The organism is Oceaniglobus sp. K40-3, assembly GCF_055808395.1.
In genome coordinates, this window is the sequence record NZ_CM147868.1 from 1,158,667 (window position 1) to 1,172,352 (window position 13,686).

Sequence of the window (13,686 nt, forward strand, 5' to 3'; positions counted from 1 at the left end):
GCGTGACGATTTTACTGTGCCAGGAGGATTTCATGCCCTACCGCGCCCCCGCCCGCGAATTCATGTTTCTGTTCGATCATGTCGTGGGGTTGCAACAGGTCACCGACACCGATCTGTTCGCCGAAGCGACCCCGGACATGACCGAGGCGATCCTGACCGAAGCAGGCCGGTTGTGCGAAGATGTTCTGGCGCCCCTGCAACGGGCCGGCGATGAACATCCGGCGGTTCTGGAAAACGGCGTGGTGCGCACCTCGCCGGGGTTTGGCGAGGGGTATCGCGCGATTGCCGAGGGCGGCTGGATCGGCATGTCTGCTCCGGTCGATCACGGGGGCATGGGCCTGCCCATGGCGGTGACGACGGCGGTGAATGAAATGATGTCGTCGGCCTGTCTGTCGCTGCAACTGAATCCCCTGATGAGCCAGGGCCAGATCGAGGCGCTGGAACATCACGCCAGCGACGCGATCAAGGCGCTGTATCTGCCAAAGCTGATCTCGGGGGAATGGTGCGGCACCATGAACCTGACCGAACCCCAGGCGGGCAGCGATGTGGGCGCCCTGCGCACACGGGCCGAACCGAACGGCGATGGCAGCTATGCGGTGACGGGGCAAAAGATTTTCATCTCTTGGGGGGATAACGATTTTACCGAAAACGTCTGCCATCTGGTGCTGGCGCGCCTGCCGGGTGCGGTGCCGGGAACCAAGGGGATTTCCCTGTTCATGGTGCCGAAATTCATTCCCGACGATGCCGGTAATCCGGGCAAGCGCAACGCGCTGAACGTGGTCAACCTTGAGCACAAGATGGGCCTACACGGCAGCCCCACGGCGGTGATGCAATATGATGGCGCGACCGGCTGGCTGATCGGGGCGGAGCATGGCGGGATGGCCGCGATGTTCACCATGATGAACAACGCCCGTCTTGGTGTGGGGGTGCAGGGCATCGGTGCGGGTGAAGGCGCCTATCAGCACGCGCTGGCCTATGCGCAGGAACGCAAACAGGGCCGCGCCTCTGGCACCGGCACCATCGTGGAACACGCCGATGTGCGCCGCATGCTGACCACCATGAAGGCCGATATTCAGGCCGCCCGGGGCATCGCCCTGATGTGCGCCGTGGCCATTGATATGGCCCGCGCACAGGGCGGCGGCGAATGGAAGGCCCGCGCCGCGCTGCTGACCCTGCTCGCCAAGGCATTCGGCACCGATGTGGGCATCGCAGTGGCCGATACCGGAATGCAGGTGCATGGGGGCATGGGGTTCATCGAGGAAACCGGCGCTGCCCAATATGCCCGCGATGTGCGGGTCACGGCGATTTATGAAGGCACCAACGGCATTCAGGCGATGGATCTGGTCGCGCGCAAGATGATGGACGGCGGCGAGGCGGCGTTTCACCTGCTGGATGAAATCCAGTCCGACGCCGAAAGTGCGCGCACCACCCACAGCGACATGGCACAGGCGGTCTGGAACGCGGCGGAAGGGCTGCGCGAGACCACGGAATGGCTGATTGCACAGGATGACATGCAGGATCGCTTTGCCGGGGCTGTTCCTTATCTGCGGGCCTTTGCCCGGGTGCTGGGCGCCCATATCCACCTGAAATGCGCCCTGTCGGATGAGGCGCCGCGCGTCGCGCTGGCCGACTTCTATGTTCAGCGGTTGCTGCCGGAATATACCGGCCTTCTGGCCCATGCCGGGGCGGGGGCCGCAGGGGTATTCGCCCTTTCGCCCGATGATCTGGGCGCGTAAAGGGGGCATGGACACCACACTGCGATACCCGTTTGAACCACCCGAACCCGGCGCGGCGGTCGAGGTGGCCGAGGGGGTGCTGTGGATGCGCCTGCCCCTGCCCATGGCGCTGGATCATGTGAATGTTTTTGCGCTGGAGGATGGCGACGGCTGGTGCATTGTCGATACCGGATTCGACAGCCGCAAGACCCGGGCGATCTGGGAAACCCTGCTGGCGGGGCCATTGGCCGGGCGCCCGGTGACGCGGCTTTTGGTCACGCACCATCACCCCGATCATATCGGGCTGGCCGGGTGGTTTCAGGGGCAGGGGGCCGAACTGATTACCACCCGCACCGCATGGCTGATGGCGCGGATGCTGGTGCTGGATGAACAGGCCCTGCCGCTGCCCGAAACCCTTGCGTTCTGGCGCGGCGCCGGGATGGACCCGACGATTTACGATCAGCGCGCGCAAGAGCGGCCCTTCAACTTTGCCGATGTGGTGGCGCCTTTGCCGCTGGGCTTTACCCGGATCGCCGAAGGATCACTGCTGCGGATCGGCGGGCGGACGTGGGATGTGCGCATCGGCAACGGTCATGCGCCGGAACATGCCACCCTTTGGGCGCGCGAGGATGGCGTGGTGATCGGGGGTGATCAGTTGATCCCGTCGATTTCGCCCAATCTGGGGGTTTATGCCACCGAACCCCTTGCCGATCCTGTGGCCGATTGGCTGGAATCCTGCTCGCGCCTTGCCGCTCATGCGACGCCCGGGCAGTTGGTTTTGCCGGGTCATAAACTGCCGTTTCTTGGCCTGCCCACGCGTTTGCGGCAGTTGATTGCCAATCACCACGGCGCGCTGGAGCGGCTGGCGCTGCATCTGGCCACCCCGCGCACGGCGGTTGAATGTTTCGAGGTGATGTTCAAGCGCAAGATCGGCCCCGCCGAATATGGCCTGGCCTTGGTCGAGGCCTATGCCCATTGCCAGCACCTGTGGCATCTGGGCCGGGCCACGCGCCATCGCCGGGACGATGGCGCGTGGTTGTGGCAGGTGGCGCCCTAGGGCGCGGTGGCCGGCCCTTTGGGGCGTGTCACGCGGAACAGCACACCGTGGTTGTCGTCGGCATCGTCATCGGTGATCGTGCGCCCTGTCACACCAGTGCGGGCGGCGAAATTCTCCATGGTTTTGACCGGAAAATAGCTGACCGGGAAACCTTCGAAACCGGGCAGTTGCGACAGGATGCGGCTGGTGGTTACCGAACAGGTGGCATCGCCCGCCGCGCCCTGTTCCTGCACCAGTTTCAGGGCCAGTTCGGCCACCTCGGGGGACACATTCACCGTCTGCTCCACGATGCGAAAGGTTTCGCGCGCGTGATAGTCGATATAGACGGCCTGAATCGTCGGGGTGATCCCATAGAGCACATCGTTTCGTTCCGGCACGGCAGGGTGATAGAACGAACCCGCCGGATCCCACAGCACCCGCTGGCTGGCATTGACCAACAGGGCCGTATGCGCGCCCGACCCCGAATGGTTGTTGATTACGGTATAAAGCGTGAGCGATTTTGGCCCCGGGTGCACATAGGCCGCCTGCTGTACCTCTTCCAGCGGGGCGACGACAGACACGGCACCGCAGCCCGCAAGGACCAGCAGCGCCATGGCCGCAAGGGCGCGTAAAAACACGAAACGGACCCTAGGTTCTGAATATGGCAAGCAGGATCAGCAGGACGATGATCGCAATCACCGCGCGGGTGGCGAAGGTAACGAAGCCGTTAAAGGTTTCTTCGTGGGTTTCGATGTTCATTGATCCGGGTTTGTGTTCGGCCATGGTGGTGTTCCTGAAAGGCTGCGTTTGGGTCGGGATAGACGATTTCATCGGCCCTGTCACGACCCTGCGGGCCGGCAATCGGGCGGTGTGGCTCAGGCGTCGTCGGTGGTGTCGTCCAGATCGGCGGCCAGACGAAAACCGATGCGGGTCGGTTCGGCCTGATCGGCGTTTTTGGGCAGGGCGCGCAACAACACATTCAACTGGCTTACGTGCTGAATCAGCTGGGTGCGCGCGCCGCCCGGGTCCGATCCATAGAACGTTACGATGTCCGGGTCGTAAAACCCCATGCCTTCGATCCGCATGACGCCGGGCGCGCCGCCGACAAACCCCATGGCGACCTCGTGTTCGTTATCCAGCTGTTTCTCGAAATTCTGGATATAGAGAATCAGCCGCTGATAGGCCCATTCTGCCGGGCTTTTCTGATCCAGCGGCTTTTTTGCCGCCCCGGCGGGCAGGGGTTTCTTTTCCGCGCAATCGTGGTCGGGATCGGTGTGCACGGCATGGGCGCGGGGCATGGCATCGGCCTCGGCGGCTTCGGCGGTGGTTTGAATCGGGTCGTCCATGTTTTGGCTCCTTTTGGGGGGCAATCTGGCGTGGTTCAGAATCCGAAACCACCATAGGGCAAAAAACGCACGGGATCGCCCGGCGTGATGTCTTGCGCGGGTTCGGGCAGTTCGATCAGCCCCTCGGCCCAGCTGAGGCCCGAAATCCGCCCCGACCCTTCCGAGGCGAAAGGTTCGGCGGCACCATTGCGGATGCGGGCGCGCAGGTATTCCCGGCGTCCGGCCTTTTTGCGCTTGGCAAAGGCGGCGGGCACGTCAAACCCAATGGGCGCCGTCCAATCGCCCCCCGCCAGACGCGACAGGGCCGGGCGCGCAAAGATCAGCGCACAGACCAGCGCCGCCACCGGATTGCCCGGCAGCCCGAACACCGGCATCCCGCCCCACAGCCCAAGGGCCAGCGGTCGGCCCGGTTTCAGCGCGATGCGCCAGGCCTGCATGGCGCCCGCTTCGGCCAGCAGGGCCGAGACGTGATCCTCTTCCCCCGCCGAAGCACCACCCGAGGTCAGCACCACATCGGCCTGTTCACGGGCGCGGTCAAACCGGGCGCGCAGGGCGGCGCGGTCATCGCCCACATGGCCAAGGTCCACCGGCAGATGCCCCCAGCGGGCCGCCAGCGCCAACAGCATCGGGCGGTTGGCGTCATAGGTGCAGGCGGGATCGGTACTGTTGCCCGGTGCGACCAATTCGTCACCGGTGGACAGAACGCCAACGCGCAATTGCGCGAAAACATCAACCTGGGGCAGGCCGACGGCGGACAGCAGCGCCAGATCGGGCGGGCGCAGCCGGTGCGCGGCGGGCAGGGCGGGTGCGCCTGCAACCACGTCTTCGCCGGCCTTGCGGGTGTTGGCGCCGGGTTTGGGCAAAGCAGCAAAGCTGACGTGGCCATCGGTGAGCGTGCAATCTTCCTGCAAGACCACGGTATCAACCCCCAGAGGCACCAAAGCGCCGGTCAGAATGCGCAGGGCATGGCCGGGCGGCACACTTTGGGTGAACGGCGCCCCGGCGGCCGCGCGGCCTGTGGCCAGCGGCAGGCACTGGGCGCCGGGGGTGAGGGTGCCATGGGCAAACCCATAGCCATCAATGGCAGAATTCGCCCCCGGCGGGTTTGCCCGCGCCGCTACGTGATCGCGGGCGAGGATACGCCCATCCGCATCGCCAACAGGCAGGGTTTCGGGGCGCACCACAGGGCGCAGCCGGTCGCGCAGCAGGGCCAGCGCATCGTCCACCGGTGTCCATGTCACGCCGGGGGGCAGGGCAAAACAATCATTGCGCAGGGTCGGCCCGGTGAGCGCGGTTTCGTGGCCAAGCCCGAGAATCCAGCCTTCGCCCGCCCGCGCCGCCTGTGGCACATCGTCCAGCATGGCGGGCAGCGCGCCATCGCTCTGAGCCTGCCACAGGGCTTCGGCCAGAATGCGCACCTGTGCGGCATCGCGGATTTCATCCCGGTGCTGGCGGTCGCGCACGACACCGGCAATCAGCGACGGCCAGACTTCGGCCAGCACGACAGGGGCGGTTCGCGGTTGAAACGGCCATACGGCAACATCATCGCCCAGGGTGGCGCGCAGGCGCGACAGGGTGGCCATGCCGGTCATCACCTGCCCGCCCACGGCCCCCGCGCCGCCCATTTGCCAACAGGTGAACGCGCCCGTTGCGGCCCGGTCGGCGGCGCGCCGTTCGGCCATGCCATGGCCTGTGCGGGTGTCTTTGCGGGGCAGATGTGGCACGTCCGTCTTTGTGCCGTTGAACCAGAACGGGCCGGTGCCGGGGAATGTGGCGTTGATCCGCCCGGCCAGTGCGAAACGGTCGTTGCCCTTGGGCGTGTCGTGCAGGTTGGCGGCGACCCAATCCCACAGGGCAAGGGGATCATCGCTGCCGCAGACGTGATGGCCAAAGCCATCGGGATAGCCAAACGGAAAATCGAACCCGAGCAAAAGCCGCCGCCCGGCGGCGATTTCACCCTGTGCCAATGCCGCCAGCCAGGAGTCGGCCAGCGCCCGGTTGCGCAGATAAACGGGGGGCGCTGCGATGCCGCCGCGCACCACCCCGGCCCAGATCGCATCTTTGCGCGGCGCGGCGCCGGTATCGTTGCCCGCCGACCAATCGACGATGGCGATGGTGTCAAACCCTGTCACAGGTCCAGCTCTTGCGTGATGAAATCGGCAATGGCGGTGGTGTCGTTCAGGTGAAATTGCGCCCGGTCGGGCAGATCGACGGGGGCGTCGCTGGCCACGGCGCGGATGGTCGGATCACCGGGGGCAATCAATGGATGACGGGTTTCACTGCGCCATGCCTCGATCTTGGGGTGGCTGTCGCGTTTCCAGCCCTCGACCAGCACCAGATCGACGGGATCGAGCCGTTGCAACAAGTCGTGCAGCGCGGGTTCGGGTGCGCCGCGCAATTCCGTCATCAAGGCCCAGCGGGTGGCCGAGGACAAGAACACCTGATGGGCGCCCGCCTCGCGGTGGCGGCGGCTGTCTTTGCCCGGGTGATCCACGTCAAAGCTGTGATGGGCGTGTTTCAGGGTCGACACCCGCAGCCCCCGGGCAGTGAATTCACTGACCAGACGTTCCATCAACCCGGTTTTCCCGGCGTTCTTCCAGCCGGTCACGCCATAAAGCTTCATAGCATCGCCTCGGCCTTTGCCAGATCCTCGGGGGTGTTGACGTTGAAGAACGGATCACCCGCACCATCAAACAGGGCGGTGGCGGCGCCGTGGGCATCGGTCCATTGCACCACCTTGCGCAGGCCCCCCGACAGGGCGGCGCGCAGATCATCGCGCAGGGCCACGGGCCAGAGGCCAAACGTGGGGTGCGCGCCATCGGGTGTGGCGGCCAACACGATGCCCCGCCCGGCCAGAATCAGGCGCGGCACCAGATCGCAGGGAAAGAACGGCGTATCGGCGGCGGCGGTGACGATGTGATCGCCCCCCTGCGCGGCGGCCCAATCCAGCCCCGCCAGCACCCCGGCCAGCGGCCCGGCGAACCCATCAATCGTGTCGGAAATCACCGGCAGGCCCATGGGCGCAAAGCGCGCCGGATCGCCGTTGGCATTCAGGGCCAGCGCGGCAACCTGTGGCTCAAGCCGGTCAATCACATGGGACAGGATCGTGCCTTGACCAAGGGGCAAAAGGCCCTTGTCGCCACCGCCCATGCGCCGGGCCTGACCACCCGCCAGAATCACGCCAAGGGGTTGTTTCATGGGGTTTCCTTTGCCTTGCTCATTCAGCGCCCTTGCGCGCAGCGCGGCGCGGCTCATCCGCCACCGCCGACAGATCGGCGTCACGGATCAGGCGTTCGGCCCCCGCAAGGCAGGTAAACCGCCGCCCACGCATCCGCCCGATCAGGGTGAGGCCGACCTGATTGGCAATTTCCACCCCCATGCGGTAAATCCCGACCGCGACGCCAGAACGGGAATACCCATGAGCGCGGTTTTTATCACCATTTCCGAGGTCAGCCGCCCGGTGGTGTAAAGGATCTTGTCATGGGCCGGGGCGTTTTCGGACAGCATCCAACCGGCGATCTTGTCCACTGCATTGTGGCGGCCCACGTCCTCCATATAAACCAAGGGGCGGGCGCCCTGACACAGCACGGTGCCATGGATCGCGCCCGATTCAAGATACAGTGACGGGGTGCGGTTGATCCGGTCGGCCAGGGCATAGAGCCACGACGTGCGCACCTCGGCGGCGGGCAGGGTCAGGCCCTCCAGCCCTTCCATCATGTCGCCAAAAACCGTGCCAACAGCGCAACCGCTGGTGCGGGTTTTCTTTTTCAGCTTTTCCTCGAAACTGGTGGTGCCATCGGTGCGCACCACGACAACCTGAAGATCATCGTCGTAATCGACACCCCGGATCACCTCGCCCGCGCGCAGCATTCCCTGATTGCGCAAAAATCCCAGCGCCAGATATTCGGGGTAATCGCCGATGGTCATGGCCGTCACGATCTCGGCGCCGTTGAGGTAAATCGTCAGGGGGCGTTCTTCGATCACCGTGATCGGGCCAGTGGCGCCGGTGTGATCGACCCCCTGAACCCGGCGGGTCAGGCCCGGGCGTTTCGGGTCGGGGGCGATGACATAGGGCGCGTCGGCGTCGGGAATTGGCATTTGAACCTCGGGCGCGGGATGCGTATGAAAGCGCGCTCAACCTAGGACGTTCCCATGGCAGACTCTACCACGAAATCCGATTTCTGGCGCGGCGCGCGCGATGGCACACCGTTCATTCTGGTGCTGGCGCCCTTTGCCTTGCTGTTCGGCGTGGTGGCCACCGAGGCGGGGCTGACCCTGGCGCAGACCACGGGGTTCAACGTGCTGGTCATTGCCGGCGCGGCACAGTTTACCGCCGTGTCGCTGATGCAGGAAAATGCGCCGTTGATCATCGTTGTCACAACGGCGCTGGCGGTGAACCTGCGCATGGCGATGTATTCGGCGACATTGGTGCCGCATCTTGGCGCAGCCCCCCTGTGGCAGCGGGCGCTGGTGTCATATATGAACGTGGATCAATCGTTTGCCTCGGCGATGGTGGAATATGAGCGCCGCCCTGAAATGACATGGCAGGCCAAGATGGCCTATTTCTGTGGCATCTGTTTGCCGATTTTCCCCACATGGTATGCGCTGGGCGTGGTCGGGGTTTTGGTGGGCGCGTCGATCCCCCCGGCCTTTGCGTTGGATTTCGCACTGCCCATTGCCTTTATCGCCATGATTGCCCCCTCGCTGAAATCGCTGGCCCATGTGGCGGCGGCGCTGACATCGGTGGTGGTGGCGCTGGCGCTGGCCTGGATGCCATCGGGGCTGGGCCTGTTGGTGGCGGCGGGCTGTGCCATGATCGTCGGGGCGCTGATCGAAACGATGATGGAGCGACGGAAATGACATATTCGACCCTTGAAATCTGGACCGTGATCGCCCTGTTGGGCGTTGGCACCTATCTGATCCGGTTTTCGTTTCTGGGCCTGATTGGCGAACGTCCTATGCCGCCTATCGTGCTGAAACTGCTTCGCTATACCCCGGTGGCGGTTCTGCCCGGGATGGTGGCGCCGCTGGTGCTGTGGCCCGCCGCCACGGGCGGTGTGCCTGACCCCGCACGGTTGGGCGCGGCCCTTGTTGCCCTTGGGGTGGGTTTGGCCACGCGCAGCACGATCTGGGCCATGCTGGGCGGTGCGGTCACGCTTTACACCCTGTTGTTCGCGCTGGGATAAGCCTGCGCCATGGCACTGCGTTCGGGGGCGGCTTCGCATCGGTCATTGCTGAAACAGACCACGGTGCAGGGTGTTGGTGCGTCGGGAAAGTGATAGCAGGCGTTGACGCTGAACGGTCCGGCGCCGCTGTGGCCCATGGCGCGCCCACCATTGGCCAAGGTTCCCGCCATCAGGCCCAGCCCATAACCATGAGTGGCCCAGATGCGCCCGGCCAACGGACCGCCGATGGGCAGGCTTGCCATCATCTGGGCGTGCAGGTCAGGCGGTAAAAGACGCCCTGTGATCAGGGCATGAAGCAGCCGGGCCGCATCCCGCGCCGAACCAAGCAGCAGCCCGTGCAACACCCATCCGGGGTCATAGGTGCGACCGGCGGGCCAGAATTGCTGTGCCATGTCGGCTGGTGTTTGGGCAAGACAGAGCGTGCCAAGATCCAGAGGGCGGGTGATCTGATCATGGATCACCGTATCAATCGGGGCATCGGCGGCCGCTTCGATGGCGCGCAGGACGAACCAATATCCAATGTTGGAATAGGCGAACGCGCCGCCCGGTGGCAGATCGCCCCGCACCGCGCGGGCCGCTTCGATCATTTGTTCAGGGGGCCACGCCGGGCCACCCTGCGCCACGGCCGCGCGATAGGCCGGGACCATGCCATAATCGGGCAATCCGGCGCGGTGTTGCAACGCTTGGCGCAGGGTGAACACCTGCCCCGGCAGGGCCATGTCCAGCGCCAACCGGCGTTCCGCCACAAGGCGCAGGGCGCAAAGCGCCAGAGCGGTTTTGTGAAACTCCACCACGGAAAGACCGCTTCGACCGCCCCGTGTGGGTGGGCTTTGCCTGCATCGGTGATCAGATGGGTCGCGGCCATGGGGGCCGCCACAGTGTCAGTCAAACGTGCCGGTGACCCGGCCCAGCAGCATGAAGGCGCGGGCGGTGCGGGTGTCGGTCAGCGCGGCGATTTCCGCGTCGCTGGCGCTTTGTTCGAATTCGGCGAAGATGTGATCGAACTTGCGCAGGAAATGGTGACAGGCATCGCGGAAAATCGTGTCGTTGCGCATCCGCGCCGCCGAAAGCGCAAGGGAGGAACGATCACGGATGCCGCCGAGGCTGGCCACCGGGCGGCCCCGTTCGCCCTTGGCAAACTTGCGCCATATATCGGGGCGCGACCGGTCGGGGCGCAGGTCATCCATGTAAATGCCATCCTGCGACAACAGGGTCAGCACATCCTGCGCGGCCTGAATCAACTGCGCGGCACGGCGATCCTGAAGGGCGCGGCGCAGGGCGCGGAACCCTTCCTTGTCTTCCGGGCTTTCGGGGAATTGCAGGGCTGAAATGAAATCTTCGCTGTCCAGTGGTGGCGAGATCGCCTCGGCGGGGGTGCCAAGGGCCAGGCTCGGCTGTTCGTCACGCTGGGCGGCAGCGGCGGGCGTCAGCGGCGCCCCATGGGGGGTATGGGGGCGGATCGAAATGAAGGTGGCCAGCGCGGTTTCGGTCTTTTTCTGCGCTTCGGCAATTTCGCTGAGCTTGCGCGTGACCTCGGGCGAGGCGCCGGTGGCCGAGGTTTTCTGCGACGAAAGATAGATTTGGCGGATGCCGTCGATGGCCAGATGCAGGCGGGCGGATTCATCGCGCATGACCCGCGCACTGCGCGCCGCCGACGCCCCGACCCAGATCAGCGCCACAGGCAGAAACACCGCCATCATGGTGATGACCAACCGCAGCGGATCAAACCCCACGGCGCCGTCGCCGCGCCCGAACATCAGAAAGAACAGCCCCGATCCGATCAGCCACAACAACGCCAGCGCCAGCGCCAGTTTGTCGCCGTCACTCATCGGGGGGTGGCGCGGGCCGGGTATAGATGCCCAGATCCACGGCGCTGTCTTTGTTTGTCTCGGCCATGGTTGTCCCTTTCCGGCCTGATGCTGGCCCCGGTCCGGTCACCTGTAAACGATTTTCAAGACTTCATAGCTTTTCTCGCCGCCGGGTGTGCGAACCTCAACGCTGTCGCCTTCGTCCTTGCCGATCAGGGCGCGGGCAAGGGGCGATTTGATGTTCAGCTTGCCGGCTTCCAGCTTTGCCTCGGGTTCACCAACGATCTGATAGGTCTTTTCCTCGTCGGTGTCTTCGTCCACCAGCGTGACATGGGCGCCGAATTTGATGCTGCCCGACATTTTGGCGGTGTCGATCACATCGGCCAGCGACAGGATGCCTTCGATCTCTTTGATCCGGCCTTCGATAAAGCTCTGCTTTTCCTTGGCGGAATGATATTCGGCATTTTCCGAAAGATCGCCATGTTCGCGGGCCTCGGCGATGGCGCGGATGATGGCCGGACGTTCCACGCTTTTCAGCGTCTTCAGCTCGGTGTTCAGCGCGGTCTGGCCGTCTTTGGTCAGAGGAATCTTTTCCATGGGTCAGGTCAGTCTCAATCATAAGGGCACGGCAATACCCCGCTGTTAATCCAAGGCCGGGGTGCAAAGTCAATAGGCGGGTGCCAGACCGTTGGCTTAGTTTTGCCCAAAATCGCGATGCAATGGGCGGCGGGATGACGTGATGCCGGTATTTATTGAACGCCGGGTTCCGATTGACCGGGCGGTGCGCCATTGTCTATCCCTGCAAGGCGGCCTGAAACAGCGCCGCTGATTTTGGGAGAGGGCAAGGCATGGCGCATGAACGCGAGTCGATGGAATATGATGTTGTCATCGTGGGCGCGGGGCCTGCGGGGCTGTCGGCGGCGATCCGGCTGAAACAGCTTGATGCAGACGTGAATGTCGTCGTTCTGGAAAAAGGGTCGGAGGTGGGCGCGCATATTCTGTCGGGCGCGGTTCTTGATCCTGCGGGGCTGGATGCGCTGTTGCCCGACTGGCGCGACATGGGCGCACCGATTACCGTGCCGGTGAAGCATGACAATTTTTACATGCTGGGCGAGGCGGGCAAAATCCGCGTTCCCAACTTTGTCATGCCACCACTGATGAGCAACCACGGCAATTACATCGTGTCCATGGGCAATGTGTGCCGCTGGATGGCCGAGGTGGCCGAGGGGCTGGGGGTTGAGATTTTCCCGGGCATGGCCTGTTCCGAACTGGTGTTCGGTGACAAGGGCGAGGTCAAGGGCGTGGTCGCCGGTGAATTTGGCCGCGCACCCGATGGCAGTGAAGGGCCGTCCTATGAGCCGGGGATGGAGCTGCACGGTAAATACGTTTTCCTGAGCGAAGGCGTCCGCGGATCGCTGTCAAAGCAGGTGATCGCGAAATACGATCTGGCCCGTGACAGCGATGTGCAGAAATACGGCCTTGGCATGAAAGAGATCTGGGAAATTGACCCCGCCAAGCACCGGGAAGGCACCGTGACCCACACCATGGGCTGGCCGCTGGGGGGCAATGCCGGCGGTGGGTCGTTCATTTATCACCTTGATAACAATCAGGTTTATGTTGGGTTTGTGGTGCATCTGAACTATGAAAACCCCTATCTTTACCCCTACATGGAATTCCAGCGGTTCAAGCATCACCCCCTGGTGGCCGACCTGTTGAAAGGCGGCAAACGCGTGGCTTATGGCGCGCGGGCGATCAATGAGGGTGGCTATCAGTCGATCCCGAAAACGGCCTTTCCGGGGGGCGCTGTTGGGCTGTTCGGCCGGTTTGGTCAATGTGCCGCGAATCAAGGGCAACCATAACGCGATGCTGTCGGGCAAACTGGCGGCAGAACAGGCGTTCGAGGCGATTGGTGCCGGGCGGTCGGGTGATGTGCTGGACGGCTACGATCGTGACCTGAAAAAAGGGCCGGTGGGCAAGGATTTGCACCGGGTGCGCAACGTAAAACCCCTGTGGTCGAAATTCGGCCTGGTGGCGTCGCTGGCCGTGGGGGGCTTTGATATGTGGACGAACAATCTGTTCGGCCTGTCCTTGCTGGGCACCTTGAAACACGGGAAATCCGACGCCGAGGCGACGCGCAAGAAATTCGGGTATGCGCCGATCCCCTATCCCAAACCTGACGGAAAACTGTCGTTCGACCGGCTGACCAATGTCAGTTTCTCCATGACCAACCACGAGGAAAACCAGCCCGCGCATCTGAAACTCACCGATCCGGCAATCCCCGTTGATCGCAACCTGCCTGATTATGCCGGCCCCTCGGCGCGGTATTGTCCGGCGGGGGTGTATGAATTCGTGCAGGAAGAGGGAAAGCCCGCCCGCTTTGTCATCAATTTCCAGAACTGCGTGCATTGTAAAACCTGCGATATCAAAGACCCGGCCCAGAACATCACCTGGACCGTGCCGCAGGGGGGCGACGGGCCGAATTATCCGAACATGTAAAACCTTTGTCATGAGCGGCCCCATTGCGCCGCCGTCCATGGACAGGGGCGGGGTGACGCACTAGATTCCGGTGAACCGGGCCAATCCTGCCCGGGGTGT

General features: G+C 63.9%; 13 protein-coding genes and 2 pseudogenes. 5 read left to right on the forward strand and 10 right to left on the reverse strand.

The genetic code is table 11. From position 1 onward, the window contains the following. Nucleotides 1-32: 32 nt before the first annotated feature. Both AC0L7P_RS05935 and AC0L7P_RS05940 read left to right on the forward strand, forming a co-directional pair. Complete coding sequence (locus AC0L7P_RS05935; protein WP_473434885.1) at nucleotides 33-1,736, forward strand: acyl-CoA dehydrogenase; 1,704 nt, start codon at nucleotides 33-35, stop codon at nucleotides 1,734-1,736. Nucleotides 1,737-1,743: 7 nt separating this feature from the next. Continuing rightward, nucleotides 1,744-2,772, forward strand: coding sequence for an MBL fold metallo-hydrolase (locus AC0L7P_RS05940; protein WP_473434886.1), 1,029 nt, complete (start codon nucleotides 1,744-1,746; stop codon nucleotides 2,770-2,772). Here the strand turns inward: AC0L7P_RS05940 and AC0L7P_RS05945 are convergent. The 7 genes and pseudogenes from AC0L7P_RS05945 to AC0L7P_RS05975 form a co-directional block, all read right to left on the reverse strand. Further along, nucleotides 2,769-3,389, reverse strand: coding sequence for a hypothetical protein (locus tag AC0L7P_RS05945; protein WP_473434887.1), 621 nt, complete (start codon nucleotides 3,387-3,389; stop codon nucleotides 2,769-2,771). The genes AC0L7P_RS05940 and AC0L7P_RS05945 overlap by 4 nt on opposite strands. A gap of 10 nt (nucleotides 3,390-3,399) precedes the next feature. Then, nucleotides 3,400-3,534 carry an aa3-type cytochrome c oxidase subunit IV gene (locus AC0L7P_RS05950; protein WP_473434888.1) on the reverse strand — a complete coding sequence of 45 codons (135 nt, stop codon included), beginning with the start codon at nucleotides 3,532-3,534 and terminating at the stop codon, nucleotides 3,400-3,402. A 92-nt stretch (nucleotides 3,535-3,626) separates the two neighbouring features. Further along, entirely contained in the window at nucleotides 3,627-4,097 is a 471-nt protein-coding gene (locus tag AC0L7P_RS05955; protein WP_473434889.1) for a DUF6173 family protein, read from the reverse strand. Between the two features lie 35 nt (nucleotides 4,098-4,132). Next, nucleotides 4,133-6,229, reverse strand: coding sequence for a molybdopterin-binding protein (locus AC0L7P_RS05960; protein ID WP_473434890.1), 2,097 nt, complete (start codon nucleotides 6,227-6,229; stop codon nucleotides 4,133-4,135). Next, on the reverse strand, nucleotides 6,226-6,720 hold the full coding sequence (gene mobB, locus AC0L7P_RS05965) for a molybdopterin-guanine dinucleotide biosynthesis protein B (RefSeq protein ID WP_473434891.1): 495 nt from the start codon (nucleotides 6,718-6,720) through the stop codon (nucleotides 6,226-6,228). The genes AC0L7P_RS05960 and mobB overlap by 4 nt, the downstream gene beginning before the upstream one ends. Beyond that, nucleotides 6,717-7,295: a molybdenum cofactor guanylyltransferase MobA gene (gene mobA, locus AC0L7P_RS05970; RefSeq protein ID WP_473434892.1), complete on the reverse strand. Its 579-nt coding sequence runs from the start codon at nucleotides 7,293-7,295 to the stop codon at nucleotides 6,717-6,719. Before mobA ends, mobB begins: the two co-directional genes overlap by 4 nt. 19 nt (nucleotides 7,296-7,314) lie before the next feature. After that, nucleotides 7,315-8,195, reverse strand: a pseudogene (locus tag AC0L7P_RS05975) (formate dehydrogenase accessory sulfurtransferase FdhD). A 54-nt stretch (nucleotides 8,196-8,249) separates the two neighbouring features. Between AC0L7P_RS05975 and AC0L7P_RS05980 the strand changes: the two are divergent. Together AC0L7P_RS05980 and AC0L7P_RS05985 are read left to right on the forward strand one after the other, a co-directional pair. After that, entirely contained in the window at nucleotides 8,250-8,957 is a 708-nt protein-coding gene (locus tag AC0L7P_RS05980; protein ID WP_473434893.1) for an AzlC family ABC transporter permease, read from the forward strand. After that, a complete protein-coding gene (locus AC0L7P_RS05985; RefSeq protein WP_473434894.1) occupies nucleotides 8,954-9,283 on the forward strand; it encodes an AzlD domain-containing protein in 330 nt (109 codons plus the stop codon). Before AC0L7P_RS05980 ends, AC0L7P_RS05985 begins: the two co-directional genes overlap by 4 nt. On the opposite strand, the gene AC0L7P_RS05990 is transcribed toward AC0L7P_RS05985, so the two are convergent. The 3 genes from AC0L7P_RS05990 to greA form a co-directional block, all read right to left on the reverse strand. Next, entirely contained in the window at nucleotides 9,256-10,077 is an 822-nt protein-coding gene (locus AC0L7P_RS05990; protein WP_473434895.1) for a serine hydrolase domain-containing protein, read from the reverse strand. The genes AC0L7P_RS05985 and AC0L7P_RS05990 overlap by 28 nt on opposite strands. An 87-nt stretch (nucleotides 10,078-10,164) precedes the next feature. Next, nucleotides 10,165-11,112 carry a hypothetical protein gene (locus AC0L7P_RS05995; protein ID WP_473434896.1) on the reverse strand — a complete coding sequence of 316 codons (948 nt, stop codon included), beginning with the start codon at nucleotides 11,110-11,112 and terminating at the stop codon, nucleotides 10,165-10,167. A gap of 105 nt (nucleotides 11,113-11,217) precedes the next feature. Then, a complete protein-coding gene (gene greA / locus AC0L7P_RS06000; protein ID WP_473434897.1) occupies nucleotides 11,218-11,688 on the reverse strand; it encodes a transcription elongation factor GreA in 471 nt (156 codons plus the stop codon). 251 nt (nucleotides 11,689-11,939) lie between these two features. On the opposite strand from greA, the pseudogene AC0L7P_RS06005 reads away from it, so the two are divergent. Further along, nucleotides 11,940-13,587: pseudogene (locus tag AC0L7P_RS06005) on the forward strand (electron transfer flavoprotein-ubiquinone oxidoreductase). Nucleotides 13,588-13,686 lie beyond the last annotated feature (99 nt).

Excerpts from the sequence above, each read along its gene's own strand:
- AC0L7P_RS05935 (WP_473434885.1), top strand. The coding sequence starts at position 33 with ATGCCCTACCGCGCCCCCGCCCGCGAATTCATGTTTCTGTTCGATCAT.
- mobB (WP_473434891.1), bottom strand. The coding sequence starts at position 6,720 with ATGAAGCTTTATGGCGTGACCGGCTGGAAGAACGCCGGGAAAACCGGG.
- AC0L7P_RS05950 (WP_473434888.1), bottom strand. The coding sequence starts at position 3,534 with ATGGCCGAACACAAACCCGGATCAATGAACATCGAAACCCACGAAGAA.
- AC0L7P_RS05985 (WP_473434894.1), top strand. The coding sequence starts at position 8,954 with ATGACATATTCGACCCTTGAAATCTGGACCGTGATCGCCCTGTTGGGC.
- AC0L7P_RS05980 (WP_473434893.1), top strand. The coding sequence starts at position 8,250 with ATGGCAGACTCTACCACGAAATCCGATTTCTGGCGCGGCGCGCGCGAT.
- AC0L7P_RS05940 (WP_473434886.1), top strand. The coding sequence starts at position 1,744 with ATGGACACCACACTGCGATACCCGTTTGAACCACCCGAACCCGGCGCG.
- mobA (WP_473434892.1), bottom strand. The coding sequence starts at position 7,295 with ATGAAACAACCCCTTGGCGTGATTCTGGCGGGTGGTCAGGCCCGGCGC.
- AC0L7P_RS05995 (WP_473434896.1), bottom strand. The coding sequence starts at position 11,112 with ATGAGTGACGGCGACAAACTGGCGCTGGCGCTGGCGTTGTTGTGGCTG.
- AC0L7P_RS05955 (WP_473434889.1), bottom strand. The coding sequence starts at position 4,097 with ATGGACGACCCGATTCAAACCACCGCCGAAGCCGCCGAGGCCGATGCC.
- greA (WP_473434897.1), bottom strand. The coding sequence starts at position 11,688 with ATGGAAAAGATTCCTCTGACCAAAGACGGCCAGACCGCGCTGAACACC.